The 26883-nt window shown below is 45.4% G+C and carries 25 protein-coding genes; 10 read left to right on the forward strand and 15 right to left on the reverse strand.

What is annotated here, in order from left to right; genetic code table 11:
- Positions 1 to 9 precede the first annotated feature (9 nt).
- From FHS57_RS22465 to FHS57_RS22500, 8 genes are all read left to right on the forward strand, one after another.
- Positions 10 to 756: a hypothetical protein gene (locus FHS57_RS22465; RefSeq protein ID WP_183977587.1), complete on the forward strand. Its 747-nt coding sequence runs from the start codon at positions 10 to 12 to the stop codon at positions 754 to 756.
- Between the two features lie 168 nt (positions 757 to 924).
- Complete coding sequence (locus tag FHS57_RS22470; RefSeq protein WP_183977589.1) at positions 925 to 2691, forward strand: thiol-activated cytolysin family protein; 1767 nt, start codon at positions 925 to 927, stop codon at positions 2689 to 2691.
- A 140-nt stretch (positions 2692 to 2831) separates the two neighbouring features.
- On the forward strand, positions 2832 to 3164 hold the full coding sequence (locus tag FHS57_RS22475) for a LytR/AlgR family response regulator transcription factor (protein ID WP_183977591.1): 333 nt from the start codon (positions 2832 to 2834) through the stop codon (positions 3162 to 3164).
- Positions 3157 to 3786, forward strand: a complete 630-nt coding sequence (locus FHS57_RS22480) for a hypothetical protein (protein WP_221225699.1) — start codon at positions 3157 to 3159, stop codon at positions 3784 to 3786. Before FHS57_RS22475 ends, FHS57_RS22480 begins: the two co-directional genes overlap by 8 nt.
- 248 nt (positions 3787 to 4034) lie before the next feature.
- Positions 4035 to 4379 (forward strand): NADH-quinone oxidoreductase subunit NuoK, encoded by a 345-nt coding sequence (gene nuoK / locus FHS57_RS22485; RefSeq protein ID WP_028523691.1) that lies wholly within the window; start codon positions 4035 to 4037, stop codon positions 4377 to 4379.
- 95 nt (positions 4380 to 4474) lie between these two features.
- Positions 4475 to 6385: an NADH-quinone oxidoreductase subunit L gene (nuoL, locus tag FHS57_RS22490; protein WP_183977594.1), complete on the forward strand. Its 1911-nt coding sequence runs from the start codon at positions 4475 to 4477 to the stop codon at positions 6383 to 6385.
- A gap of 34 nt (positions 6386 to 6419) precedes the next feature.
- The gene (locus FHS57_RS22495) at positions 6420 to 7874 is read left to right on the forward strand and encodes a complex I subunit 4 family protein (RefSeq protein WP_183977596.1); all 1455 of its coding nucleotides are present in this window, start codon (positions 6420 to 6422) and stop codon (positions 7872 to 7874) included.
- A gap of 65 nt (positions 7875 to 7939) precedes the next feature.
- Positions 7940 to 9334, forward strand: a complete 1395-nt coding sequence (locus FHS57_RS22500) for an NADH-quinone oxidoreductase subunit N (RefSeq protein WP_183977598.1) — start codon at positions 7940 to 7942, stop codon at positions 9332 to 9334.
- A gap of 16 nt (positions 9335 to 9350) precedes the next feature.
- Here the strand turns inward: FHS57_RS22500 and FHS57_RS22505 are convergent, their stop codons facing one another.
- From FHS57_RS22505 to FHS57_RS22515, 3 genes are all read right to left on the reverse strand, one after another.
- On the reverse strand, positions 9351 to 10370 hold the full coding sequence (locus FHS57_RS22505; protein WP_183977600.1) for a GntR family transcriptional regulator: 1020 nt from the start codon (positions 10368 to 10370) through the stop codon (positions 9351 to 9353).
- Between the two features lie 81 nt (positions 10371 to 10451).
- Positions 10452 to 11258: a tRNA threonylcarbamoyladenosine dehydratase gene (locus FHS57_RS22510; RefSeq protein WP_028523686.1), complete on the reverse strand. Its 807-nt coding sequence runs from the start codon at positions 11256 to 11258 to the stop codon at positions 10452 to 10454.
- A 39-nt stretch (positions 11259 to 11297) separates the two neighbouring features.
- Entirely contained in the window at positions 11298 to 11966 is a 669-nt protein-coding gene (locus FHS57_RS22515) for a TatD family hydrolase (RefSeq protein ID WP_183977602.1), read from the reverse strand.
- Positions 11967 to 12016: 50 nt separating this feature from the next.
- Here FHS57_RS22515 and FHS57_RS22520 point away from each other — a divergent pair, with 50 nt between their 5' ends.
- Positions 12017 to 12475 (forward strand): GNAT family N-acetyltransferase, encoded by a 459-nt coding sequence (locus FHS57_RS22520; RefSeq protein WP_183977604.1) that lies wholly within the window; start codon positions 12017 to 12019, stop codon positions 12473 to 12475.
- Here the strand turns inward: FHS57_RS22520 and FHS57_RS22525 are convergent.
- Complete coding sequence (locus tag FHS57_RS22525) at positions 12472 to 13806, reverse strand: cation:dicarboxylate symporter family transporter (protein WP_183977606.1); 1335 nt, start codon at positions 13804 to 13806, stop codon at positions 12472 to 12474. The two genes, FHS57_RS22520 and FHS57_RS22525, sit on opposite strands and share 4 nt — an antisense overlap.
- Positions 13807 to 13849: 43 nt before the next feature.
- Here FHS57_RS22525 and FHS57_RS22530 point away from each other — a divergent pair, with 43 nt between their 5' ends.
- Positions 13850 to 14467 (forward strand): Uma2 family endonuclease, encoded by a 618-nt coding sequence (locus FHS57_RS22530; protein WP_183977608.1) that lies wholly within the window; start codon positions 13850 to 13852, stop codon positions 14465 to 14467.
- A 47-nt stretch (positions 14468 to 14514) separates the two neighbouring features.
- Here the strand turns inward: FHS57_RS22530 and FHS57_RS22535 are convergent, their stop codons facing one another.
- From FHS57_RS22535 to FHS57_RS22585, 11 genes are all read right to left on the reverse strand, one after another.
- Positions 14515 to 15534, reverse strand: coding sequence for a polysaccharide deacetylase family protein (locus FHS57_RS22535; RefSeq protein ID WP_183977610.1), 1020 nt, complete (start codon positions 15532 to 15534; stop codon positions 14515 to 14517).
- Between the two features lie 12 nt (positions 15535 to 15546).
- Positions 15547 to 16377, reverse strand: a complete 831-nt coding sequence (locus tag FHS57_RS22540; protein ID WP_183977612.1) for an alpha/beta hydrolase — start codon at positions 16375 to 16377, stop codon at positions 15547 to 15549.
- A gap of 13 nt (positions 16378 to 16390) precedes the next feature.
- Positions 16391 to 17644 (reverse strand): alpha/beta hydrolase family protein, encoded by a 1254-nt coding sequence (locus tag FHS57_RS22545; protein ID WP_229601424.1) that lies wholly within the window; start codon positions 17642 to 17644, stop codon positions 16391 to 16393.
- A 1-nt stretch (position 17645) separates the two neighbouring features.
- The gene (locus FHS57_RS22550) at positions 17646 to 18560 is read right to left on the reverse strand and encodes a sugar phosphate isomerase/epimerase family protein (protein ID WP_183977614.1); all 915 of its coding nucleotides are present in this window, start codon (positions 18558 to 18560) and stop codon (positions 17646 to 17648) included.
- Positions 18561 to 18614: 54 nt separating this feature from the next.
- Positions 18615 to 20909 (reverse strand): DUF5703 domain-containing protein, encoded by a 2295-nt coding sequence (locus FHS57_RS22555; RefSeq protein ID WP_183977616.1) that lies wholly within the window; start codon positions 20907 to 20909, stop codon positions 18615 to 18617.
- Positions 20910 to 21153: 244 nt separating this feature from the next.
- Complete coding sequence (locus tag FHS57_RS22560) at positions 21154 to 21912, reverse strand: class I SAM-dependent methyltransferase (RefSeq protein ID WP_221225700.1); 759 nt, start codon at positions 21910 to 21912, stop codon at positions 21154 to 21156.
- A gap of 125 nt (positions 21913 to 22037) precedes the next feature.
- Positions 22038 to 22964, reverse strand: a complete 927-nt coding sequence (locus FHS57_RS22565) for a hydroxypyruvate isomerase family protein (RefSeq protein WP_183977620.1) — start codon at positions 22962 to 22964, stop codon at positions 22038 to 22040.
- A 60-nt stretch (positions 22965 to 23024) separates the two neighbouring features.
- Positions 23025 to 23573 carry a PH domain-containing protein gene (locus FHS57_RS22570; RefSeq protein WP_183977623.1) on the reverse strand — a complete coding sequence of 183 codons (549 nt, stop codon included), beginning with the start codon at positions 23571 to 23573 and terminating at the stop codon, positions 23025 to 23027.
- Positions 23574 to 23603: 30 nt separating this feature from the next.
- Entirely contained in the window at positions 23604 to 24986 is a 1383-nt protein-coding gene (locus tag FHS57_RS22575; protein WP_183977625.1) for a sensor histidine kinase, read from the reverse strand.
- 83 nt (positions 24987 to 25069) lie between these two features.
- Entirely contained in the window at positions 25070 to 25834 is a 765-nt protein-coding gene (locus FHS57_RS22580; protein WP_183977627.1) for a hypothetical protein, read from the reverse strand.
- Entirely contained in the window at positions 25835 to 26881 is a 1047-nt protein-coding gene (locus FHS57_RS22585) for an AMP-binding protein (protein ID WP_183977629.1), read from the reverse strand.
- Positions 26882 to 26883 lie beyond the last annotated feature (2 nt).

Here is a 26883-nt window from a genome sequence, read left to right on the forward strand (position 1 = left end):
GAATAGTGTATGATAACAGAACTTGAAACTTATCTTGAATATACTGCGATATTGATTATTGCACTCAAAGGTGTGATGGTTGGCGTAGCCATTGCCAATAGAAAAATATTGAATTTAAGTAGCTATAAATGGATACTTAAATTTATAGTTTTTTTGGCTTTTATATCTTTAGTCGAGTGGGTTTTAGGCAGATTTGTTTTGAGTAAATCATTCCCTTATTACGCCTCTCATTTAAAGCCACTCATGGAAACTCTTGGTATTGTAACACTTTCTTTTTTTAACCCTATTCATTACCTGATTCGCTTCATTTTCTTAGGGCTATTTTTTAGAGATTCTCTCCAAAACCCTACTTCAAAAAAAGTTTTTCAGTACGCTATTTGGGTGTTGGTGATATTTGAGTTCGTTCAGGTGTTTGTATTCAAGAGTTATCAAGGATATGATTCTCTTTCTTCCACTATCAAAAACTTCTTTGTTTTGGGTGGCGCAGGCCTGTTGTTGTATCAGTTGTATAGAGCACCGAATGTTAGCCTGAGCCTCCAAAAAAACTCTTATTTTTGGATATGTTTGGGGCTTATTCTGCCTGCTTTGGCCGAGTTGTTTTTGGAGTTTGTTTTTACTAAGCTTTATCAAACGGATTTGATAAGTTTCTACAAGCTATACTTGGTGCGCAATTCTAGCCAAATGATTGGTTTTACATTACTCATAGTAGGCGTTTGGCAAGTCAAATACCTACGTTTCTTGCCTAAAATGTACTAATACAGTCGAAAATTTTTCCTAATATATTTTTCAAAGGCCGCCGATAAGCGGCCTTTTTTTATTTTATCCTAATTTCAATATCCACCCAAATTGGCGGGTGCTTTAGAGGGGATTATACGCCAATTTTGTGTTGTTCAAATAATTCTTCACCTAAAATCAATAAAAAAAATGGAAGCATTATCTAATGTATCAAGGGTAGTACTGATAGTTCTTTTTTATTTTTTATTACTGCCGAATGAATTGATTTCTCAGGTAAAATATCGAAAAACCTTTAACTACTTACGAGGTAAGATTAGTAACCCTGAGCAGTTTTTGCAAAAAAGTAAGTTTGCCCTACGCGATAGCATTATGGGAAATCCAGCACTAAAAAATCTTCCCTTTAAAAAGAAGATAGAGTTAGCGCACCGTTACCAGCCAACCCTTGGGGGAGTAACTCCTTGCAACCAGTCCTTTCCCAGTTCTAATTCGGGCAGTACCACTATTAGGGTTATCAGAGCAGGACAGTCATTTTATGAGAACTCTGAACAAGTAGTAGGTACCGTTGTAAACGGCAATTTTGCTTGTACGAGCCGACGTGTAACCGTTGATGCCCAGTTTAACGAACAAGCGTTATTTTTACCTGACAACGACTTGATTTATCCTGGTGCAATAATCAATGGTACAAGTGTTCCTAACGGAAGCCTTAGCGTTTACAGTTTACCCCCTAACGTAAGAAGGATGCCTTATCAAATCTCAGCATTAATAGCGTCTGGCAGTCACTCTACTCTACAAACCGTTGATACTTTGTACAACAGAGCGGAAGTAATCAGAAAAGTTAATAATTTAGTTCGGAATGCAATAGTTCCTCAAACTTTTTCTCTTGAATTTATTAAAGGATCAAACAGAGAAGAGTTTACTGCAAAGTTGGGTTCACGAACTACAGCTCATTTGGGTCCCGAACTAATGAGTTTGCTTGCGGGTGTACCTTTGGCAGTAGATGTAGAACAAGAGACTCGACTTGATGCACAAAATAATCGTCAAACCAGCTACATGCTTATCAAAGTGCTGCGTACTTATTTTGATATCAGTGCAGATCCGCGTAATGACGATCCAAGGAATTTTTTCAATAATCCTAATAATATTGATTGCAACGCTATGTATGTTGCCTCAGTAACTTATGGCAGTATGGCGTATATTTTGGTCAAAACCACCAGAACTGATGCAAGAATTGAGGCTCTTTTTTCCAGATATGCTGGAGCTAATTTTGAAGACTCTAACGTAAGAACGAGTTTTACCGCAGAGCTAAACGCTGTTTACAATACCAATGAAACAACAATTACTGGCACAGTAATCGGCGGGCCCGCCAATACCGTTAATATTGGAACGGGCAATGCGCTGGCAAACTACATAACGAACCTTCCAGAATGGTCAATTAATACAGGGCTTGGTACACCATTGGCATATACGCTCCGCTTTCTAACAGATGACACATTTGCTACTCTTGCTATCAATACTTCTTTCAATGTGCAAAATTGTACTCGTATTGCTGAAAATTATGAACTAAAACTGACGAGTATAGAGTGTGAAGAACAAGAAGATTTTTTTGGGAATGATGACATTTTTGGGACAATCAGGGTAAGACGTTCGGGTGGAAGTCGCATAACACCTTCTAATTGGCACAAATTCTGGAAGCAAAGTAGAAATAATCCAGTCAGCTTTAATTCAGGTAGTAGTATTACTACTAATGGGTCAAGAACCTATAAAGTGCCATTAAATAGCCCTAATCCATCTGTTAGCATTGAGACAAGACTTAAAGAAAAAGACACGGACCCTGATGATATTCTTAGCAATGATTCTGATATTAATTTACGAACGACCCAGGCAACAATGATTCCCCTTAGTGTAGGTGGTGCACGTTATTATCTACATTTTAAGGTAAGACCTATACCTCAATAATGGTTCAAAGCCACTTCTCCCGAAGTGGCTTTTTGGTTTCTCGGCCTTCGAAAAACCACCAAAATTGGGGGGGCTAAGCTACCCAAACATTTGCCAATTTTACCTCGCACAAAACGTGAGAACACTATCCCCTTAAACGTATGAATACATTTCCCAGTCCTCCTTCTACGCTGAGCATTCTACGCAATAAAATACTGGTACCGCTATCTAGTATTGTGCGTCTCGAAGCCGATAAAAACTACACGTACATCATCCTCAACGACGGTCGCCGCTTGATGACTTCACGAAATCTGGGCTCGTACCAAACAGAACTACCCGAATCGTTTGTACGCGTCAATAAAGGATGCTTTCTCAATTTGTATTACTTGAGTCGTCGGCAAGGTCGTCAATTATTGCTTAGCGATGGCAGCGTCATTCCATTGGCACGAAGAAAAATAAAACTCCTCAAATCACTCCCCTCGTCCTTTGTTTAATCAATTATCAATCACCTTACTATTTTCTATCGCTATGAGACTTCTATCCCTTCTTTTACTTTTCTGCCTTTGCGCGTTTATGGCTGCGGCGCAACAAAGCATTGAAATCAAGCCTGGACAAATGACTTTCAAGGGGCAAGGGGCTGACCTTAATGACCGATTGACCTCCAATGCCAACGGAGTAGCCAATTTCAAAACCAAGCAAGAAGTAATAGTTTTACACAATTATTTTGCGCCAGGTGGGCCGCAAAGTTTCCTTTCGAGAATTCCTACGAAAATGGACCTTGATCTTGTTTATCATGAGAAAAAAAATAATACAACTTCTAACATAAACGCAACCGACGATACTATCCTAATAGAAGAAACAGGAACCTACCTTATTGACGTAAATACCTTCTGGCCAACTACTTTTGCTGGTGAAATAATGATAAAAGTGCTCTCAAGCGGTCTTTTTGTGGAATCTTTTTATGCAAGACGCACTGCTGACGACCCTAATTATCAGCGATTCACAGGAACAGCAAAACTTACTGGGGGAGATCGTATCTATCTTGAACTAACCCAGACAAATAGTACTAACACCGCCAGAAGTGCCAATTTTTCTGTGAGCGTAACCAAATTATAATAGGCAGTAAAGTAAGTATCATAAAAATGCTTTCTCCACGCCACTTCTACGGAGGTGGCGTTTTTTATGCTCCTTCTCCCCACCAATGCCCTGCGTAGCAGGAGGGTAACGCAAAAATTACCGAGGTACTTTTTCTAATAAGTACAGTTTTTAGACTTCTAATTTGGGCAACTACGATTATTCAGTAAATTTGCCCCCGTTTTTGGGACTTATTTCACCAACAGACATCTTTTCGACCTAACTACTATATGTTTCCACAAGCTACACCGTCGATTCCTGGCGTAATACAGTCTATCCCTCTCCAAAACTACGTGTTGTTGGCGACAACACTGTTCGTGATAGGCATTCTGGGGGTATTGACCCGTCGCAACGCGCTGATCATTTTTATGAGCGTCGAACTGATGCTCAACGCCGTTAACCTCTTACTTATCGCCTTTTCAACCTACAAATCTGACCCCGTTGGCCAGGTTTTTGTGTTTTTTATCATGGCGGTTGCTGCCGCTGAAGTGGCAGTAGGGTTGGCGATTATTGTGATGATCTATCGCAATACCCGAACCATCGACATTGGTTTCTTGAATAAATTGAAATGGTAATTAAAAGTTGTTGTTTGTTATCCGTTAATTGTTAATCGTTGAACAGCCACCGCTTCTAAACAGTTAACAATTGACCACTAACGTTTCAAAAATATATGTCTCCATCCTTACTTATTCTTATACCCTTGTTGCCACTGATTGGTTTTACCATCAATGGCATAGGTTTTCGGCACGTTCCCAAGAGCCTAGTGGGGGTCATTGGTTCGGCCGCTACGTTGGGAGCTTTTATCATTTCCATCTTGGCATGGAACAGCTTCGACGGTCAGCCTCAAGTGGTAAAACTTTTTGATTGGATTTCAATTGGGCAACTTACGATTCCTTTCTCGTTCCAAATTGACCAGTTATCGTTGTTGATGCTGATGGTCGTGACGGGCGTAGGTTCGTTGATTCATATTTATTCGATTGGCTACATGCACCACGACGAAGGCTTCGGGAAGTTTTTTGCCTTCCTTAATCTCTTCTTGTTCTTCATGTTGCTGTTGGTGATGGGTTCTAATTACGTCATCATGTTTATCGGATGGGAAGGCGTAGGACTTTGTTCTTATTTGCTCATCGGTTTTTGGAACAAAGTAACCAACTACAACAATGCCGCCCGCAAAGCCTTCATTATGAACCGCATCGGGGACTTGGGCTTTTTGTTGGGGATTTTTATGATTATCCAACACTTCGGCTCAGTTGAGTACCTCGAAGTATTCAATAAAGCAGCCAACGGCGGTTTTGGCATCAACGATACAGTGATTGTAACCATCACGGCGCTCTTGTTTGTAGGTGCGATGGGAAAATCAGCCCAGATTCCACTTTACACGTGGCTCCCTGACGCGATGGCGGGGCCAACGCCTGTATCGGCCCTTATCCACGCTGCAACGATGGTGACGGCGGGTATCTACATGGTGATTCGCTCCAACGTGCTCTATTCGTTGGCACCTGCTACCCTCGGTTTTGTGGGAGGCATTGGTTTGTTGACCGCCTTGGTAGCAGCGTCGATTGGTTTGTATCAAAACGACATCAAAAAAGTATTGGCTTACTCTACCGTGAGTCAATTAGGATATATGTTTTTGGCGTTGGGCGTGGGGGCTTACACCTCAGCCATGTTCCACGTTATGACGCACGCTTTCTTCAAGGCGTTGTTGTTCTTGGGAGCAGGTAGTGTGATTCACGCCATGTCTGACGAGCAAGACATTCGCAACATGGGTGGTTTGCGCAAGCATTTGCCCGTTACTTTCTGGACATTTACGATTGCGACTTTTGCCATTGCGGGTATTTTTCCACTTTCAGGTTTCTTCTCGAAAGATGAAATTTTGGCGCACGTATTTGAGCACAACAAAATCATGTGGGCGCTAGGAATTGTGGGCGCGATGATGACGGCTTTTTATATGTTCCGTTTGTTGTTTGTAACGTTCTTTGGAGACTTTCGTGGAACGCATGAACAAGAACACCACTTGCACGAGTCTCCAGCTACCATGACCATTCCATTGATGGTGTTGGCCGTATTGTCGGCCGTGGGTGGTTTGATGAACATTCCGCACGTATTGGGCGGCGGCGAAGCCTTGGGGCACTTCATGGCACCGTTGTTTGAAGGGTCAAAACAAGTAAACCCTGCGCTTTTTGAAGGTCACCTTGAACATTCAACCGAATATATTTTGATGGGTGTGTCGGTAGGTGCGGCAGTGTTGGCGATTGGGTTTGCGTACAGCTTGTTTATCAGCAAAGCAGTGGTTCCTGCGGCCGACAAAGACGTGACAGGTTTCCCCAAAGTACTTCAAAACAAATACTACATCGACGAGTTATACGATTCGGTGTTTGTGAAGCCCATCAGCAAACTTTCAGATATTCTTTACAGCTTCGGTGAGTTCTTGATTGATGTCATCGTCAACGGCTCGGGCCGTTTGGTACAGTTTTTAGGCGGCCGTCTTCGTTTGTTGCAAACGGGTGAAACAGGCTTCTACGTGTTTGCGATGGTGATTGGTATCGTCCTTGTATTGGCGTGGAATTTCTTACTGAAGTGAAATTTTTGATACATTCTGAAATCGACATTTTAATATGCTTACTCTTTCACTTATACTCATTCCGTTGATTGCAGGGGTGATTACGTTACTCACCAAAAACAACAGCGCAAAGCAGCTGGCCCTGGTTGGGGCGGCGATTGAGCTGGTTTTGGCAGTGGTGATTTACGCTCAATTTCAATCTACGGCGGCTCAACAGTTCAGTTTCAGTTACCCTTGGATTCAATCAGCGGGGATTTCGTTTGCAGGAGGTATCGACGGCATCAGCATCTTGCTCGTGATGCTTACGGCCTTCTTAACGCCGCTCATTGTTCTCTCGACCTTCCGTCAGCCTTACAAAAATGCTTCGACGTTTTATGCGCTTATCCTCTTCATGCAAGCTGCTTTGATGGGGGTATTTACCGCAACCGACGCATTCTTGTTCTATTTATTCTTTGAAGCTGCCCTTATTCCTATCTATTTCTTGGCGGCAGTTTGGGGCGGCGAAGACCGTATCAAAGTCACTTTCAAGTTTTTTGTTTATACCATTTTCGGAAGCTTGTTTATGCTCGTGGCGTTGGTGTATTTGTACTACCAAACCACTTCAGCACAAGGACATACGTCTGAAATTTCGGCTTTTTATAAATTAGCCCTCGATGCCCAAAAGCAAGGCTGGATTTTCTGGGCTTTCTTTATTGCTTTTGCGATTAAGATGCCTGTGTTTCCATTCCACACTTGGCAGCCCGATACTTACACCGAGTCTCCAACGCCTGCAACCATGCTTTTGGCGGGTATCATGCTTAAAATGGGGGTTTATGGGGTGATTCGTTTTGTGTTGCCAATCGTTCCGTTAGGTTTACAAACGTGGGGAACAACGGCCATCGTTTTGTCGGTCATCGGAATTGTTTACGGTTCTATCATCGCCATTCAGCAGCGCGACATGAAACGCCTCATCGCGTATTCATCGTTTGCGCACGTAGGCTTGATGTCGGCGGGGGTATTTTCCCAAACCCTTAGCGGCGTACAAGGTGCGTTGATTCAGATGTTGGCCCACGGAATCAATGTCGTAGGTTTGTTTTTCATCATCGAAATTATTTTCTCTCGTACCAAAACGCGTAACATCGAGCAATTGGGCGGTATTACCCAACGTACGCCTCATTTGACAGTTTACTTCATGATTCTGATGTTGGGCAGTGTTGCACTTCCATTGACAAACGGTTTCGTAGGTGAGTTTTTGTTGCTTCGTGGGGTATATGAGTCAAACATTTGGTTAGGGGCAATTGCGGGTACTACCATCATTTTGGGTGCGGTTTACATGCTTCGTTTGTTCCAAAAATCAATGTTTGGCGCAAAATCTGCATTCACTGAGCACTTTGCCGATTTGTCGTTTAGTGAGCGTGCGGTATTGGTGCCGTTGGTCATCATGGTTTTCTGGATGGGGCTTTATCCTAACTCTTTCTTGAAGCTGACCGAGCCTGCGGTAAGTAACCTATTACAAATGATTCATTATTAATTTGAGAGTTTTTTAAGCGGTCGCAACGGCGAACCGCCCCGTTTCAAATTGAAAAATTAAACAAAATGCTTCCAATCATACTTCTTTCCATACTTGGCCTTCTGGTATTGTTTTTGGGTTTTCAAAAATCGAAAAATATACTACTACCTGCCACACTCTTGGTACTGGTTATTACCTTGATTGCCAACTTTGCTAACTGGAACGATGCACCGTCGTTGTATTTCAAAGGAATGCTTTTCGAGAATAAGCTTACGATGGCTTTTTCGGGCATTGTGTTGATTTCGGCTTTGTTGATTTCAGCGCTTACACGCGGTTTTATCGACGATGAGGCTGCCCAACCTGCCGAATACTACGCCATTATGTTGTTTTCGTTGGTAGGAGCCATCATTATGATTGGATACGAAAACCTACTCATGCTCTTTGTAGGCGTCGAAATCCTTTCGGTTTCTATGTACGTACTGACAGGTAGTGATAAGCGCAATTTACGCTCCAACGAAGCCGCCCTTAAATACCTCTTGATGGGTTCGTTTGCGACAGGAATTATGCTTTTCGGAATGGCGTTGTTGTACGGCGCTACGGGTTCATTCAACCTGACAGCCCTCAAATCATACGTATTAACAAACCCTAGTCCGTCGGTTATGATGTACGTAGGTTTGTTGATGTTGTTGATTGGTATGCTTTTCAAAGTATCAGCTGCTCCTTTCCACTTCTGGACTCCCGACGTCTATGACGGAGCACCAACGGTGTTTACGGCCTTTATGTCAACCATTGTAAAAACAGCAGGTTTTGCGGCCATTTACCGCCTGCTTTCGGGCTCGTTTTCGGGTGCCTATACCTTCTGGTGGTCAACCCTAGCGGGTATTACAGTGCTGACGCTGTTGGCTGGAAACATTACGGCAGTTTACCAAAATAGCTTCAAACGCATGATGGCTTATTCGAGTATTTCGCACGCGGGCTACTTGCTTCTGAGCCTTACAGCTCTTAGCTCACAGTCTCAAGATGCGATTGTTTTCTACTCGTTGGCGTATTCATTAGCTACCATCAGCGCTTTTGGCGTGTTGATGATTGTTGGGAAAGAAACGGGCGTACGATCAAACGAAGTGAGCGAAAACTTCAACGTTTTCAACGGTTTGGGCAAGAAAAACCCGCTCTTGGCTTTCGTCCTAACGGTGTCGATGCTTTCACTCGCTGGAATTCCGCTTACGGCTGGGTTTTGGGGTAAATTCTTTGTATTCTCAAGCGTCGTAGAGCGTGGCTTGACGTGGATTTTGATTGTGGCCGTTTTGATGTCGGCTGTGGGTATTTATTATTACTTCAAAGCCGTGATTGCCGCTTACATGCGCGAAGGCGAAGGAAATGCCATCAAAGTGCCACAATTCTACCGTTTGGTGTTGATTGTAACAACCATCATTACCCTTTTCTTCGGGTTACTTCCCGATTTGTTAAAAGGGTTAGTATAAAGCAATAAGTGGCGTTTTAAAGGGAACCGCGCCGAATCAGGCCAAAAGGGTTTTTGAGATTCATCACCTTTCCTTTTAGAATCAACTCTGCCGCTGTACGCCCCATTTGGCTGTGGTTTGTCGAAATAACGGTGATTCCATTGGCCAAAACCTCTTTAAGGGGCGTATCATTAAAAGATACTATTCCTACCTCTTCACCCAAGACCAGGCTTTGTAGTCTGGTCTTTTTTACTAATTCGGCCAAATCCGAATCTTCCAACACAATGTAGGCGCGGCCTTTGAGAACTTCGTCGTCGGACGCCTTGCCGATAATTCGTCCTTGCTTGTGGTAGTGTGCACAGAAGTTGCGGAAACCGCGTACAATCTCAGGTGGATACTTTACATCCTGCGGAAACACGAGTACCATTTCCTCGTATTTACTCAGCAGGTCTATTCCCGACTGCAAAGCACCGTAAATATCGTCCGTAAAATCTTGGTAAACGCTGGCGTATTCTCCCGAAAAATCCGAAAACTCGCGGTCGAGTAAAATGAGTTCTTTGGGGTCAATCTTTTTGAGCATCGACAATACCGACACGCGGTCTGCCTCGTCATAAAAGTGCGGCATGATTACGTAGTAGTGATAATGCCCGATGCTCTCTTTCATAATGTCGTCGAACACCCGTACGTTGCCATGATGTATGTGTAACGTCACTGCTGCGCGGTCGCCCAAGGTACTCACAAAAGCTTCATACACGGCTTTTTTGTAGGCGCTGAGTTTGTTCATCACCAACAACACCCGCATTTGCTTTGGCTTTTCGTTCAAAATATAAAAGCCTTTCCCGCGTACGGAGTCAATCACTCCCAGTGCTTTGAGTTCTTTATAGGCTTTTTCGACAGTGTCGCGCGCTAAATAGTACTCTTCACTCAGTTCGTTGATGGAAGGAAGTTGGTCGTCCTGTTTTAAAACACCACGTTCAATCGAGCTAATCACCGATTTTACAATTTGCTTGTATTTAGGGGTTTTAGCGTCGTGGTCAAGATGTAGGGTAAAGCTCATGCGAAGTAAGGCTTATTGGCCATGTTACTGCCAATTTGGACAGTAAGTAATAGCTTGTTGTGGGCTAGTCATTCATCAAAGTTACTTGTTTTGCGCTTTTTTCGCCTTTTTTTGCTGTTGTTTTTTCTTTATCTCTTTCAAAGGGTTCTTGTGCAACGGCACTTTTTGTCCCAACAATTCTCGAATAACAACAGAGGCACAGACGCTTCCAAAAGTAGCGGGCAAGTACGAAATGGTTCCGTAGGCGGAACGTTTAAAGTTATTCCCATCCGTCAGCATCAACGAATCCTTTTGCACTTTTTCGGTCGAAAACACGGCCGTTATGCCTGACGTAATCCCGTATTTTTTGAGGCGCTTGCGAACGTAATGGGCTAAAAAACACTCGTACGTATCAAACAAATCAGCTACTTTCAACTGAGTGGGGTCGTATTTCCCCCCCGCTCCCATCGAACTTACCAACGGATAGTTATACTCGCGCGACGTTACCAAAAGGGTCAATTTTGGGGTGATACTGTCGATGCAATCCATCACGTAGTCGTACGAGGCTGCACCAAGAATATCGCGTACTTTTTGAGGGGTCAAAAATTCTTTAATCACCGTTAGTTTCAACTCGGGATTAATGGCCAACAAACGTTCCGCCATCAATTCGGCCTTTGACTGCCCGTGGGTGGTTGCGAGGGCGGGAAGTTGTCGGTTACGATTGGAAGGGTCAACCACGTCGCCATCGACAATCGTCATCGTTCCTACCCCCGAACGCGCAATAAATTCGGCGGCAAACGAACCGACGCCACCTAGCCCCACCACCAACACGTGGGCTTGTTGAAGTTTATCCAATCCTTCGTCGCCCACCATGAGGCGCGTACGCGAAAGCCATCCTAAATCTGCCATTTCAAACACTATCTTAAATAAATAAAAGAGCCCGCTAGGCTATTTCTGCGAAAACAGTGCTGCAAAGTTAGTCCAAATTTGGTTTTGTAGGTGTCCTGTAGTACACTGCAAATACACAGAAGCTGCTTGATAGACCTCCTCAATGGGAACATCGCGGTCGTCGTTTTCGAGAAAAAGCCGTTCGATGGGCATTTCTTGAAGCACTTTTGTGGCGTTAGAGTTCTCCCGAAGCAATGCCGTTCCCAACGATAGATAAAATCCTTTTTGGAGCAATTGCCGCGCTATTTGCGGTTGGGTATTAAATCCATGAATAATCAAAGGCACTTGCGTTCGTCGGTTTTTATGCCATTGCAACAATTCATTGAAAGCCCGTACACAGTGAATTACGACGGGTTTTTGTGCCCGCTCGGCTACTTGAACTTGTGCTTCAAACACCTGGAGCTGTATTTCTAACGAAAGTGGAATCAAACGATCAAGGCCACATTCTCCTATCATTTTTACTTCCTCTTGAGCTACCCGTCCTTCTAATTCTACCAACTGGATTTGCCATGTTTCAACATCAACATACCAAGGATGAATGCCGACCGATACCCAACGGTCGGGGTCAAAGCCGTACGTAGCCATATCTTGCCCGAGAATAGTTAAAATACTTCGTTCAGCGGGAAGTTCTGACGAATTATGTGTGTGAAAATTTAGAAATTGTTCCAATTTTGCCAAATCATTGTCCTTTGTCAAAGATAGCAAACCTCCCGAAAATTATGGCCGCCATCACCTTTCAGTGCCTTCCCTTCGACCAGCTCAGTTTACGCCAATTGTACGACTTGCTTGCACTTCGCATTGATGTATTTATTGTGGAACAAAATTGCCCTTTTCACGATGCCGACGGAAAGGACTTTTACGCTTGGCATTGCCTTGGTTACGACAACGACGGGGCATTGGTAGCTTATACTCGTTTGTTTGACTTAAACCTATCTTTTGAAGGCTTTACGTCGATTGGGCGGGTAGCTACTTCCAACAAAGTGCGCGGACAAGGAGCAGGAAGGCAGTTGATGACGTATTCTATTGAGCAATGTGAAAAATTATTTGGGCACCAACCCATCAAGATTGGCGCCCAACAGTATTTGTTAACGTTTTATGAATCGTTTGGTTTCAAATCAACGGGCGAAGATTACCTCGAAGACGGGATTCCCCACACGATTATGATTCGGGAAGCTTAATCGAGGTTATCGGTTTTGATGTCTTCAAACTGTTCGACGTTTCCAAACGCGTAGTGCATTTTCTGACGGTCAAATTCTTTTTCGTGGTTGGCCAACCACACCGTCGCCACGGCATTTCCGATGAAGTTGGTAATGGCTCGGGCTTCGGACATAAAACGGTCAACGCCCAACAACAACGCCAACCCTTCTACGGGAATGGCCTTGAGTGCCGTCAGTGTCGATGCCAATACGATGAAGCCGCTGCCCGTTACACCCGCCGCTCCTTTGGACGTTACCATCAAAATACCGATAATGGTTAGCATTTGGGTCAAATCCAAGTGCACGTTAAACACTTGCGCCAAGAAAATAACGGCCATCGAAAGGTAAATCGTCGTTCCGTCGAGGTTAAAAGAATACCCCGCAGGGACGACCAACCCCACCACCGACTTGGAGCAGCCCATTTTTTCTAGTTTTTCCATCAAAGAAGGCAAAGCCGCCTCCGACGACGAAGTACCCAGTACAATCAAAAGCTCTTCGCGGATGTAGCGCAAAAACTTAAACAAGTCCACCTTGGCCGTCCTGAGGATGTACCACAGCACCACGCAGACAAAGATTCCCATGGTGGTATAAACCGTCACCATCAGTTTTGCAAGAGGTAACAGCGTTTGAATACCGTATTTTCCAATGGTAAATGCCATTCCGCCAAACGCTCCAATCGGCGCAAGCATCATGACGCGGTGCAGTGCTTTAAAAATTACTTTGGAAATAGGCGCGAGAAAATCGATTACCTTTTGCCGTCCCGAATAGTTACTTAGCACCGCCCCAAGCACAATCGCCACAGCAAGAACTTGGAGCGTAGAATTATCCATAAAAAACTTCCACCAGCTGAACGCACCAGCGCTTTTGGTGTATTTAGAAATATCGCCTCCTTTGATGCTATCCGTCACCACACCATCGCCTGGACGGATGACATTGGCCACGATTATCCCAATAATCAGCGCTACGGTCGTTACGACCTCAAAGTACAACAACGCTTTGGCACCCACTTTTCCGACCTTCTTTAAATCGCCCATCGAAATTATTCCCAATGTGATGGTGAGGAAAATAATGGGGTTAATGAAGAGTTTGACCACGCTAATGAACGTTTTGCCCAACATTTCGCTAAAAGTGGCCCCAATTTCAAGTTCTTGACCTAAGAATTTGCCTTTGATGGGTTCATCCAATACTTTCATCAACGCCAAATCGGGTCGAAAATGCCCTAATAAGATGCCAATTGTGATGGCCGTCAAAACCCAAAAGGTCAGATTGGTGAAGAGTTTAGCGAGTCCTGAACGAGATGAAGTCGTTTGCATTGTAGATGTTTAGGGCTTATATTTGTTTAAAACTGATTATGTTATGACTACTACTCAGAAAGTACCGCGTCGTAAACGAAAACTTGAAAAAATCCCTTCCTACTTGGTTTATGAAACCTTGAATGGGAAAGTATTGCCGTACAAAGGCTACAGGGACGTACTAGAAAAAAAGAAAAAAACGGCTGAAATTATGGGTTGTAGTTCATTACAAGGCATTTTGGTTAGTATTATGGTTTGGTTTATTAACAGCCATATTAATCGAAAAAAGTATTTCGTAGCTACCAACGAGATTGGGATTCATATCAGTAAAAACACCAATCTCGCTAATGACATCGCTATTTTTGAAAAAGAAGGGCTGACGCTAAACAACCGTTATTTTGAGGTAGCTCCCAAAGTGGTAGTAGAAATAGACATCAAAATAGATATTGACCCCGACGACCACGATGAAAAATTTAGCTATATCATTGAAAAAGCGCAAAAAATGCTTGAGTTCGGCACCGAAAAGGTGATTTGGGTTTCGACCCAAACCAAAATCATTTTTGTATTTTCAAAAACAGAAACATGGGTCATGGTTCCGTTTGATACCAACATCCCCGTTTTAGACGATTGTGTCCTCAACCTTGCTCAACTTATGCAGGAAGAAGGTATCGAAATCGAATAAAAATAGCTTATTTCCTCCCCCGTAGCCAAAGATAAAGAAAGATTTGACTACCGAAACAAAAATTTATAGCCCGAAACAATGGCGTGTAGATGTGCCGAATCGGCCATCGGCGGAAAGGCAAAACGCGGTTGGGATAACATAACGGGGGAAAGGCTAGGCTGCTGAACGTTCATCAAAGCCATCCGATACCCTGCCTCTTGCACAGCCTGTACGGTAGCTTGGTCGATTTCGGCCCTACTTCCATAAGGATAAACGAAGAGCGATACCTCTTGCTTCAGTTCGGTTTCGAGGCGTTGTTTAGACACTTCCAATTCCATTTTTTTTTCTTCTTGTCCCAAAAAACGTAGCACTCGGTGGGTTTGCGTATGGGATGCGACCCTGTGCCCTTTCGCTACCAATGCCCGAATCTGAGGCCAAGTCATAAAATCGTACCGAAGCCCGTCGGGCGAAGGCACTTCATACGCCCACCCATTTTTTTGGCAAATTTCACGCACAAGGCCATAAATATCCGCCAATTGATGTTGGTAAACGTGCTGTTTAAGCTGTCGTGTCAGGGCATTAATTCCCGCGGGTGTTTCTGGAACTAGGAACGGCGTTTGATAGTCGTTGAGGGGGAGCCAAACGTCTTGCGAAATGGCTTGGTGCAAAAGTACAAACAAATGGTCGCGCCAGATGTAAGGCAAGTCTCGGTCAATCATGGCGGGACAAATCGCAAACAGCGCCGAAATGTCGTGCTTTGCTAAAATAGGCGCCAACACCTCGGAATTGTTGCGCATCCCATCGTCGAAGGTAATGAAAATACCCTTGGCGTTTGGGTTTTCTAATTCCTGAATGGGCTGTACTAGAAAGTGTTTTTTTAAGAAATGAAGTTGTTTGTCGAAGATGGCTGCGGTCACGTCCACATTGTACGTATCAAACGCGGGCAAGGCACTCACAGGAAGAACGTTGTGGTACGAAATAATCCCACGTTTTCGCCCCGCTAAGGCTTGGTAGAGGTGGCTCAGCCCCGTGTAGTACGAGGCTGTCAGCCAGCTATCTCTTACAAAATGCTTGATATTCTTCCCCACCTGTTCGACGTCCTACTTGCTTTTTGGTTTGTCAAAAAAGTTTCTCATAAAAAGCAATTGGTAGCCAATGGCGTTGTTCCAATAAGGCCAATTGTGCCCCCCTGGACGAGAGATATAATCGTGCGGAATATTGCGTTCCAGCAATTTGTCGTGCAGGTTGTTGTTGACGCGGTAAAAGAAGTCATCGCTGCCGCAATCAATAATCAGCGCCAGCGAGTTGGGGGTGAGTAAATGTAACAAATTGATAACCGTATTTTTCTCCCAAAGCTCGGGAGCTTCGGCGTATTTACCCAAACGCTTGGCCATGTCCCAGTTGTTAGGAAACGGACGAATATCCACGCCTCCGCTCATACTCCCTGCCGTTCCAAACACGTCTTGGTGTTTAAACGCCAAATAAAGCGCACCGTGTCCGCCCATGCTCAAGCCCGTGATTCCGCGTCCTTCGCGGCTTTTGATGGTTTTGTAACGGCCATCAATCCAAGAAACCAACTCGCTAGAAACATACGTTTCGTAACGCATTGTTGGGTCAACGGGGCTATCCCAGTACCAGCTCGAAAACGCGCCGTCGGGACACACAATAATCGTTTGATATACATCTGCCATACGCTGCATGACGGGGGCTTTTTTTATCCAATCGGCATAGTTGCCGCTGTAACCATGCAACAGATAAACGACAGGAAACTCCTTGGAGCCATCGTACGAGTCGGGTGTGAGTACTACCGCTTTGATGTTTTTTTTCATCGAAGGGCTATACGTTTCTACCGTATCTATTTTTTCGGCCCATACAGACGTACTCCACAAACCAATAACGAGAAAAAGTGCGATTTTTTTGAAAGGTGTCATCGGGTTTATACAACTAGTTGAAATGTTTATCAGCAAAGTTCAGGTATTGTTTCCAATCATACAAGGTGACATCGTGCCCTCCCTCGCGAATATGATAGCCGATTTGCCCTTGCACCGACTGGTTCAGTGGGGGGATGGTTTGGGCAGGAAGTCCTGTTTTCCCCAAAAACAAGTACACGGATTCAGCAGCTTTGGCGGCCGCAAATTCTCCTTGCGGGTCTGCACCTTTGTCGTCCACGGCACTGGCAATATACACAGGTCGCGGCGCAACCAGCGAAATCACTTGGTGCTGGTCGAAGGGCAGCAGGGTATCTCTGTCCATGTATTTCTTAAAACTAGCAGCGTACCAGTGCGGAAAAACCGTACAAAGCCGACGGATGTTTTCGCCCACGCCACGGTGGAATAACTTGGCTCCTCCCGCACCCGATTCGTTGCTTATAACCATCGCAAAACGCTCGTCGGTAGCTCCTGCCCAAAGCGCCGCTTTTCCCAAACGCGACCAACCAAACACCGCCACCCGCTTGGCATCAATCGCTTTGTCGGTCACGACATAATCCATGGCGCGGCTCAGTGCCCAAGCCCAGGCCGCAATTGTCCCAAAGTTGTCAGTTCGGCCTTGATAGTCGGGATAAATGGGGTGAATCCCCTTCTGAAAGCCCGTTTTAGGGTCGTCAGAAGCAATGTCCTCGCGATAAGCCGTGATGAGGGCGTAGCCCCGCGCAATGATCGTATCAAGCGGCCACTGAGCGGCATTCACACCCCGACACGCTTCGGTAGCGCGGTGGTCGGTGACGCACGATAGCTTTACATATGGATTTCCTTTACCCGATTCCATCCAACTCGTTGTGATTCGAATGGCGGGGTCGGGGTGAACGGCGTGGTTCCCCCAAAAATTCAATCCCAAAATGGCAGGAGCAGGTCGCTGAAGATGATTGGGAATGTACATCAACAAATCCATCCGTGGGCCATCGGCTTTTCCATTAAAATAGACCGCAATTTGCTTGCGAGTAGCTTTGCCATTCAAGGCATTCTTGTCCACATCAAACACCTCAAACTGCATTTCTTTGGGACGCGGTGGGGCTTGCCCGTACATTTCTGAGGTAAACATCCGAAGTAGTTCAGGACGCCGCTCCTTGTGCCACTGTTTGGCATTTTGCACACGTTTCCCATTCGCCAAAATAAGCGGATTTGGAAGTGCCTTTTGCGCCCAGCCTAGACCCGTACTCAGCACAAAAAACAGACTCAAAAATCGTAACTTTAGCATCATTTTATACTTCTGACAGTTGCTGCGTCAGTACTTCAAAGGCTTTTTTGGCTTCGCTATCAAAATTGGTCCAACGGCCCTCAATCGACAATCCGCCACGGTATTTGATTTTTTTCAATGCCTTGAAATATTCTCTAAAATCATCGCCTACAACCCCAGGAGCCGTACGGTTTTGTTTTTCAGCAATGTGGCAGTGTACGATGTATTTGCCATATTTGACAATTTGCTCGGGGCCTTCGTTGTCTTTGAGCATGTGGTAAATATCGCATAACAACCGAAAACGAGGGTGATTGACGGCTTCGATGATTTCAACTCCTTCAGCCAAGCTGTTAATAAAATTGGTTTCGCTACGGTTGAGGGGTTCTAAAGCCACCGTAATCCCGTGTTTTTCGGCCAAAAGTGCCATTTTTTTGCTCACTTCCGTATGTTGTTCTTTGGCCTTGGCGCGGTCAAAACCTTCGGGAATGGTGCGCGATGCACTACTTCCAAACACGACGTAAGGTGTACCACATTCTTTGGCACGTTTAAATGCCAAATCAGCTCTTTCCAACAAAGCTTCGTGGTTGGCGTTAGGCCCTACTGATTTGATACTTCCTGGAATAAACGACACATACGAACGCAACGGTACACCCGTCGTTTTGAGTGCTTCGACGTTTTTGGCGTATTGTTCGTCGCCCCCTTTGTCAGGAATCAAGAAACGACCCACGTTTTCTTCAACGTACGAATAACCAATGCTTTTGAGCAGCGCCGCTTTGTCGTAGGACGTACAAATACCCAACGGCAGCGAAAGTTTGCGGCTTTCTTCCGCCCAAAGTGCCGCCTCTGCCAAAGAACTTGATGCAAGGATGCTTCCAACGGCTCCTGCGCCTAATTTTAAGAAATCTCGACGGCTACTCGTCGTGTGTTGTAGTGGTTTCATTCGATGCAAGGGATTATAGGTAACAGAAGGCACAAAGCCTGTTTTTTTTACTATTTATTTCGACACAATTACATCCGACAAGCGCGATGCGGGGGTCACTTTTAGGTCTTCCATCACCCCATTTTTGATACGGCCTTCAATCGTCGTTTGGTAGGGTGCGTGTAACTTAAACGTGGCATTCCAGTCTTTGGGCCATGCTGGCAGCAAAACTATTTTTCGACCGTCGGTTTGCAACAGCATTTCTTGCAGCCCAATCATAGCCGAACCACCCCAATTATGGTCGGGCGTCCAGTCAAACCCTGGCCCCCAAAAGGTTGGGAAACGTAAGTCGGCATCTTTAAATTTGTTTCGAGTAAGTTCAGCGGCCTCTTCTACTAACCCAAGTCGCGCCGCAAAAATGTTGTGCTGACGCCAGCCCACGTGACTTTTATATTTCTGAACGTGCGGGTCGTAGCGATAGGTATTTTGGGCAACTTCCAACTCAGGCTTTCCGACCCCATACAGCCCCCACGGAAACACGGGATACAACTGCGGCGCTTCGGAGTTTTGTACCCGCATCCACGCCACGGCGGGGGCCAGGGTTTTATATCCGTCGATTTCCTGCAAAGGCAAGGGAGGCAAACGTTCCAGCATAGTCGTCCACTTTTGGCGTTGGGAAGTGGGCAAATAATAATCGGGAAGCTCAAGCATACGCGTCAAAATCACCTTCAAAGCCGAAATCACCGTGGTCGAATTGTAGGTCATTTTGTACGTTTCACAAGCCGAGCTTGGGTAAAACACATACTGACCTTTTTCATCGAATGCCTTGGTGCCGCGTTGCTTAGCGAGCCCTTGGTAATGTTCATCAAAAAACGTCAGGCAGCTTTCGATAAAAGGCACGTACGTTTGAATATTCCGTCCTTCATAACGCTCTGTTTCGAGCATCATCAAACAAAACTCAAACACCGTATCCCATTGGTATTCGAGCCACGCGTTGTATTCCATTCCTGCATCGTAACCTTCGGGGCGCTTGTAGCCGTACTCAAAGGGATTGGGCAAACCAAAATTTTCGATTTGCTCCGTAAAACACGCCCCATTGTGGTTCCAATACACTTTTGAACGCAGCTCGGCATTGGTCTGCGAACGCAAGTAAAAGTAAAATTGGGGTTTCATCAACTCAAAATCGCCGCTTTTGAGCATCGGAAAATACACCAATCGCTGGTTTTGGGCAGTCATAGTTCCTCCACCCCACAAGCGAAAATCGGGCGTGTGATTGTATTTTTTATCCACAAATTGTGGGTCAAATGTGAATAACCCACCGTTAAATTTCGTAGGCCATTGCCCAAAGGCATTGCAGCCCAGTTGGTAGCGAAAAAGGTGGTAATTGCGCGAAATAGTGCTGTCTTTTCCCTCAATAAAAATGTAGCTTCGTTCCCAAAACTGTTTCCACCAAGCACGGGTCTGCGCCAAGGCTGTTTGTTGGGTTCGGGTAACTTCTTGCTGTCGGCGGACTACCGTACTTTCCCATTCAGCGAGGGTGGAGGTGGGTGCTGTGTTCAGCACTACTTCTAGGTGTTCGGTACGAACGGGACGCGGGGTTTCTAGGTTCCACGCCTTAAAATCAGTATCAAGGTATTTACCCGTGGTAATGCCCGCAGGCCGCATAGTGCGGGAACGCACCGCTCCCCCAAACGTATTGTTTTTGATGGGGTTATACAGTTTTGATTTCACCGATTCCATCCCTTCAAGCTGCACCGTAAAATCAAAAAGAGTGGGTACATCGTCGCGGTTTCGGTGGTAAAACCACAGTTCGTTGCCACGAAAAGCGATTTCGTCTTTGTACGTTTTTAGGTCAAATTTCTGGGGTGTTTTGTAGGAGTTTTCGCGAATGGCCGTTCCTTGCACCAAACGGTCTTCGTACCGCCACGATTCGTACGCGGCTTTGATATTGACGGCTTTGTCACTTTGCAACTCCGCGTGCACCACCGAACGAAACACGTCCACCCACAAGTGCAAGCGCGTTTTACCGCCACTTATATACACACCGCCGTCTTGAAGCCGCAGTTCTTGCTTAAAATCAGGGCCTGTAAACGGATTAGGAGACAAACGAAGGCGTACCCGCCCCAGTTTGAGCATGGCGTTGTTTTCGTCGAACGTACCACTTTGGGAAAGGTAAAAAAGAACGTCGCCGTCTTCGACCCACACATTCAAGCCGACATCTCCCCCACCACAAGGCATGGATTCGGATGAGTTTTTACTGGGAGTCTTCCAAACAACGTTGTAGTTGGCCAATTGAGCAGGTTGGGCCAAGGTAGAAAGGCAAATTCCCCAACCAAAAACGACCAAAAGTAGATGGGTTCGTAGCGTCACGATGAAAGGCAGGATTAAGAAATAACAAAGGTTGAGTCCAAAAATACCTCATTGCTCTCAGCCTCCCGTCCTGCTACCTCCTGTATGGCGTGGGTTTCTCCACAAGCGTCGCGTCGGTTTTGAAGCGTCGCGTCGGTTTTGAGAAACCGACGTCACGGGCGTGCTGGTGGTTTCTCAAGTGGTGCTGGTGGTTTCTCAAAACCACCACTGAGGTTTCTCAAAACCTCGCTTCAAGACACGCAAATCATTTTTTCCAACACACATACACGTTCTCATCCGCCATAAGTCCGTAGCGTTTCCAGTCGATTTCTTGCACGTAAGCACTTACTTCTACCCTAAAACCTGCGGCGGCAAGGCGGTCGGCATAGTCGCGGCCATAACGGCGAACGTGCTGGTGAGCACCCGCGATGCGTTTCCGTTCTTCGGGCGTCAGGTGCTGCGTTTCTACCGTTTTTTCCATCGAATTATTCACCGCGCCTTGAATAATGGCGTAGCCTTCGGGTTTGAGAACCCGATAAATCTCGCGCATTCCTTGGGCATCGTCAGGCACAAGTTCAAAGACGTGGTTACAAATCACGACGTCGAACGTGTTATCGGGAAATTGAATATCCGTCACCGACATAACGTGATCGGGCAACACCCCGATGGCGTCGATGTAGGTCGTCATCAAATCGGCTGTTTCGTACTGAAGTTGGGGGTGCTTACGGATTTGGTCGTGCAGGCATTTTTCGGGGGCAAAGTGCAGAATTCGTTTTTTCCCCGTAAAAAAATCGGTCTTATTTTTCAAATACAAATACACCAAACGGTGGCGTTCGAGCGACTTACAGGTATAACAAAGGGCATTGGGGCGGTTGAAAGGCAAAAATTGGCTATACGTACTTCCACAAATGGGGCACTCGACGTCATTGCCTAATCCATATACTGCGGCTTGCGCCGAGGCTTGTAATGCTCTTAGTTGTTTGCGGCCTGCGGGGCCAATCACCGTTTTGAGAAATGCTTTCAACACCAATAGTGGGTTTTGTTTTTAAATGAATACGTCGGGGTATGAGTACCCCGACGCACTTTTTTGGTACCCCGATGAGTTTTTTGGTACCCCGATGAGTTTTTATACTACCCCGACGTACTTTTTTACACCGTAAAGCTATCCGACTCTAGGTAGGCTTTAATGAGTGCCTCTTCGCCTTCTTTGCCTGGCTTGGAGTTTCCGTGTTCCATTCCAAAAATGAAGTTTTGATTGTTGGCCTTCATTTTGGTGTAAATATGTTTGAACACGTTTTTATAGTTGATTTCGCCCGTCGTTGGTTCTTTACGTCCTGGGTTATCACCGATTTGGAAATACCCGATTTCGGACCAGCACCAGTCGATGTGCGGAATGATGTGCCCTTCGGTTTTCTGCATGTGATAAATATCAAACAAAATCTTGCACGCGGGACTATTCACCCCACGGCAAATTTCGTAGGTTTGGTCAGAGGTTTGCAAAAACAAATTGGGACTATCGCTCAAGGGTTCCAACACCATCGTCAAACCGTGAGGAGCCAAAATATCTGCCCCTCGGCGAAGCGCATCAATTACGTGTCCCGTTTGAATTCCAATCGGAAGGTTACGTTCAAAATCGCCCGGTACGACCGTCATCCACTTGGCATTGCAGCGTTTGGCGGTTTCTACGGCGCGCTTACAGCCATCCAAGAAAATATCAATGTGTGCTTGTTTGCCCGCCGCGAGGGTATTCTGAGAATTTCCTCCTTTGTCCACCACAAACACGCCCATGGTCATTCCCAACTTCGCCAATGTTTCGCCGATTTTGGTTTGTATTTCCACTGGGCGTCCCATCATACCGTTGTCTTCCAAGGCCGTGAAGCCATTGTCGGCCATGAACTTAAGTTGGTCGATAAGGTCTTTACCCGCACTGTTTTGAAACATGCCAAAGTGAGGGGCATAGGCCAATTTAAAATTATTTTTTGCTTTAGGAGTCGTAGTATTAGCCGTGGCTACACCGCTCACTAGCGTAGCTGCCGAAGCCGAGACAGCAGTTTTTACAAAATCGCGACGAAACATAAGTAGTTGTAGATTATAAGGTGCTGCCTCCAAAAGCAAAACAACGTTTTTTTCTAATCTTTACGAAACTTGGGGTTTCTTTAATTCTGCCTTGATTTCCGTCAAAATATCCCTAATCTCTCGTAATAATTCGGCATTGTCATTGGATGAAGTAGCAGCCGAGGGCGCATTTTTGGCCATGATTCTTTTTTCTCGCTGGCGTAAAATTAAGCTCCGTAATTCTTGGGCATTCACGATTCCAATCAGCTGCATATCGTGGGCTTGGCCTGCGCTCTGACCTGCGGTTTCAAATTTTAAAATACAAAGATGAAAATACCGTAAAAGTGGCCCTTCTACAAAGGTTACATCTTGAATATTTTCCAACGGGATGGTTTTTTCGACTTGAACAAGAATCCCCTTTTTAAAGCGAATAACCGTTTCGGTAAGTTCACACTCTAGTTTATCATAATAGTGCTGGGCCCACCACTGGCCTATTCCTAAAAACCAAAACGGGATAAGTACAATCCCGAAAACAGTGGCCAACATGATAGAGGCCACATAAAGCATCATGTAAGGCTTTACCAGTTTGTTAAACTCGGATTTGAAAAGGACAGTATCGGATGTTTCCATAAAATAGCGGCGGTTAAGGCTTAAAAACGATTAAATATGCGGGAGTACTACTTCAAACGTGCTTCCTACATCCAGTTGGCTCGTTACTTTTATGGTACCGCGGTGCATGTCCACAATCCTACGGCATACCGACAACCCAATGCCGTATCCTCGAAAAGTAGTAGCGTTTTTGGCACGATAAAGTGGTTCAAAAATCCGCTGGGTTTCGTTTTCAGGGATGCCAATTCCTCGGTCGGTGACTCGAATGTAGCAATTTTGTTCGTCAAAGCCGATTTTTACATCGGCGCGTTTGTCTGGCGAATATTTGCAGGCATTGTCCATCAAATTATTAAGTACCGTTTTGAGCAAAGGTGCATTTCCAAGGACGGTAATGTCCTGCTCATTTTCGGGAATATCTTCAAAATCAATGTGAATCTGGTAGTCGGTGCGGAGGCTTTGAAGTTCTTCTTGGGTTTGAAACACCAGCTCATCCAAACGAATGGACTGAAAGCTCATCGTACGTTCTTCTTTTTTTTCCGATTGCGCCAGCTGTAACAGACTGTTAGTCAACTGAATCAGCCGTTGCGCATCGTTCAGAAGCGAGTCCAAGACTTTTTGATACTCCTCGGGCGTACGTTCTTTTTCCAGCGCTATTTGAATTTCGGATTTTAAGCCCGCAAGTGGTGTACGAAGTTCGTGGGAAGCATTGGACACAAAACTCCGTTGAAAATCGAAAGATTGTTCCAAACGCTGAAGCATTTGGTTGAAATTGATGGCCAATTGCGCCAATTCGTCTTGGCGATTGCCTTCATTCAACTGTTTTCGCAAGTTATAAGCCGTGATGGTGCTAATCTCGCGGTTCATATCCGACAAGGGTTTTAGCGACTGTCCCGCAAAAATAAAGCCCAACACAATCGTGATGAGAATACCGAACAAAAAGCTATAAATCAACGAGTCTCGCAGGCGTTGAAGCTGGGTATTTCCCAGTTCATCCTCGGCCGAAGTCATCAGTACCAATTCTCCTTTTTCGGGGTGGGTGTACATCAAACCTGCCACCAACAGTTTCCCATTGGCGGTTTCGACGTATTTCTTTTTCCGAACAGATTTTAATAAATCGGCATTGTAATAATAATTTTCGGCGCTGTCGGGGTCGTAGCTGGCATACACGATTTTGTCTTCGTCGTTAAACATCAACACCTTCTCGCCGTAGAGTTTCGACAAGGTTTCTTTGTCGAGAATTTTCAGGATTTTCTTGTTGTTCGCCGCGATTTTCACCAGCAAGTCGGCCCGCGTTAGGGCGCGGTCGCACAAGTTTTTGTAGAACTCGTCTTTACGATTTTGCTCCGCCACGTAATAAAACGACACCGAAAATGTGGCCAAAATGGCGGCAATAATTACCGTAAATTGAAGGGCTATTTTGGTCCTGATTTTCATTCGTTTATGCGATTTTATGCCTTTATAACCTCTCGAAACTCTAATATAACCCCTCGAAAGTTCAAAACTTTCGAGGGGTTGCTTTACCCAAACAACGTCGTTACAACATCTTTGAGCTTCGAGAGTGTTTTTGCTCCTTTACCAGGCTCTACTACCTGTTTTCCCCATTCGTACCACACGCCATCGCCTAGGTTAAAATACAATCCATTTCGCTTGGGTTTTTGACTTGAGGCATTGTCGGTGAGCCAGTTAGGCGCATATACCGTTTCCATCAACGAAGGCAGTTCTTGCCACGGATAAAAACGCAATGATGTTTTTCCATCCACCACGCGCTTGACTTGTGCCGTCCTTGTGCGAAACGACGCCGTCAACTGTGCTTCTCTGGTTCCTTGCGAAGTCGCGTCAATGACCTGCATTTCAAACGGGCGTTCTTTCTCCGATGTTTCATAAATCGCCTGAAGCAATTCTTGGGCAAAATAGAGCCAATCTTCGGTGTTTTTGGGTTGACCTTTTTTCGTCGTGTCCGTTTCCCACTCTAGGGTCAGAAAGTCCAATTCTTCGTCTTGAAGCATACTGCCTCCCATCTGGGTTTTCTTGAGGACTTTTTCAAGCTCGTCAGACCACACTTTTTCAAGTGTTCCTTTCCACTGATAATCATCATTATCGGTAAATCCTTCGGCTTCAATTTCATCGGCATCGAGTTCGTCGCGGTGGGTATATGTCAATTTTAAATCGACATTAATGGTTTGCTCAGTCGGAAGAATGCGCAATACGTAGCGATATGAGTAAGGCGGCGGAAGTTGCGCCGAAGTTTCAAATTGGATAGTCAGTTTACGAAAAGTTGCCATTTAGCGTATATTTTCCTCAAAGGTACGGCGCTTATCTACTTTGCCCGTGGGTGTTTCTACAAATTTTTTAACAAAATACACCTTTTTAGGAAGTTCGTAGGTCAAAAGCTCAGGTATTAATCTCGTTTGAAGTAGTTCGCTATCAAGCTTTTTTTCACTTTCTACTACTAAAATCAGCTTTTGTCCTAAGCGTTCGTCGGGTTCCGACCACGCAAAAAACCGCGAAGCGATCAGCCCCGTTTTTTCAACGGCACGTTCTACTTTCTCCAGCTGAATTTTGACTCCTCCCGAATTAATAATGTTATCAGCGCGCCCCACTATGATGAACTTTCGGGATTCTAAAAACTCCACCACATCGTTGGTTTGAATCCATTGGTGGTTGGTTACTGCCCCGCACAGACGAAGGCAGCCGCGTTCGTCGGTAGCGGCTTTAACTCCTTCCAACAGCCAATAACTATCCGTTGCCTCGGCTCCGTTTAGCCTTCGTAGCGCCACATGCGATACCGTTTCGGTCATGCCATAGGTACTAAATACAGGCACGCTAAGCCGCTGAATACCTTCGAGCAATTGTTCAGAAACAGGAGCTCCTCCCACAATGATAACGCCCAAGGTATTTAGAACCGAGGCTTGTACTGCATCCAACATTGCTTGCAATTGGAGCGGCACTACCGCCACAAAATCTATTGCTAAATCATGGGGCAGCGCAGCAAACGGCTGCGAGGAAGGCGCGACGATGTGCATCGTTAGCCCCAATTCCATTCCACGCACGAGCATCATCGTTCCTGCAATGTAACCCACATTGAGGCACACCAACGCTTGCTGCCCCGCCCGCAAATCCAACGCACGCTGCGTAACACGGGCACTGGCTTGCATTTGGGCGCGCGTCAAGGTAATAGGCTTAGGAGTGCCCGTCGAACCCGAGGTATGCAGCACAAAAGTTTCTTGCCCCGAGGCGTACAAACGACAAAACTCCCACGCCTGTCGAAAATAAGCATCCTCGGGCGCGGGAGTTTCAAAAATATGTTGGGGTACTAAAGTATAAAACATAG

The sequence above is a fragment of the Runella defluvii genome, assembly GCF_014195535.1.
Taxonomy (GTDB): domain Bacteria; phylum Bacteroidota; class Bacteroidia; order Cytophagales; family Spirosomataceae; genus Runella; species Runella defluvii.

Bases quoted from the DNA above. Each gene is read 5' to 3' on its own strand.
- FHS57_RS22465 (WP_183977587.1), top strand. From the start codon at position 10: ATGATAACAGAACTTGAAACTTATCTTGAATATACTGCGATATTGATT.
- FHS57_RS22470 (WP_183977589.1), top strand. From the start codon at position 925: ATGGAAGCATTATCTAATGTATCAAGGGTAGTACTGATAGTTCTTTTT.
- FHS57_RS22475 (WP_183977591.1), top strand. From the start codon at position 2,832: ATGAATACATTTCCCAGTCCTCCTTCTACGCTGAGCATTCTACGCAAT.
- nuoK (WP_028523691.1), top strand. From the start codon at position 4,035: ATGTTTCCACAAGCTACACCGTCGATTCCTGGCGTAATACAGTCTATC.
- nuoL (WP_183977594.1), top strand. From the start codon at position 4,475: ATGTCTCCATCCTTACTTATTCTTATACCCTTGTTGCCACTGATTGGT.
- FHS57_RS22495 (WP_183977596.1), top strand. From the start codon at position 6,420: ATGCTTACTCTTTCACTTATACTCATTCCGTTGATTGCAGGGGTGATT.
- FHS57_RS22500 (WP_183977598.1), top strand. From the start codon at position 7,940: ATGCTTCCAATCATACTTCTTTCCATACTTGGCCTTCTGGTATTGTTT.
- FHS57_RS22505 (WP_183977600.1), bottom strand. From the start codon at position 10,370: ATGAGCTTTACCCTACATCTTGACCACGACGCTAAAACCCCTAAATAC.
- FHS57_RS22510 (WP_028523686.1), bottom strand. From the start codon at position 11,258: ATGGCAGATTTAGGATGGCTTTCGCGTACGCGCCTCATGGTGGGCGAC.
- FHS57_RS22520 (WP_183977604.1), top strand. From the start codon at position 12,017: ATGGCCGCCATCACCTTTCAGTGCCTTCCCTTCGACCAGCTCAGTTTA.
- FHS57_RS22525 (WP_183977606.1), bottom strand. From the start codon at position 13,806: ATGCAAACGACTTCATCTCGTTCAGGACTCGCTAAACTCTTCACCAAT.
- FHS57_RS22530 (WP_183977608.1), top strand. From the start codon at position 13,850: ATGACTACTACTCAGAAAGTACCGCGTCGTAAACGAAAACTTGAAAAA.
- FHS57_RS22540 (WP_183977612.1), bottom strand. From the start codon at position 16,377: ATGACACCTTTCAAAAAAATCGCACTTTTTCTCGTTATTGGTTTGTGG.
- FHS57_RS22545 (WP_229601424.1), bottom strand. From the start codon at position 17,644: ATGATGCTAAAGTTACGATTTTTGAGTCTGTTTTTTGTGCTGAGTACG.
- FHS57_RS22550 (WP_183977614.1), bottom strand. From the start codon at position 18,560: ATGAAACCACTACAACACACGACGAGTAGCCGTCGAGATTTCTTAAAA.
- FHS57_RS22565 (WP_183977620.1), bottom strand. From the start codon at position 22,964: ATGTTTCGTCGCGATTTTGTAAAAACTGCTGTCTCGGCTTCGGCAGCT.
- FHS57_RS22570 (WP_183977623.1), bottom strand. From the start codon at position 23,573: ATGGAAACATCCGATACTGTCCTTTTCAAATCCGAGTTTAACAAACTG.
- FHS57_RS22575 (WP_183977625.1), bottom strand. From the start codon at position 24,986: ATGAAAATCAGGACCAAAATAGCCCTTCAATTTACGGTAATTATTGCC.
- FHS57_RS22580 (WP_183977627.1), bottom strand. From the start codon at position 25,834: ATGGCAACTTTTCGTAAACTGACTATCCAATTTGAAACTTCGGCGCAA.
- FHS57_RS22585 (WP_183977629.1), bottom strand. From the start codon at position 26,881: ATGTTTTATACTTTAGTACCCCAACATATTTTTGAAACTCCCGCGCCC.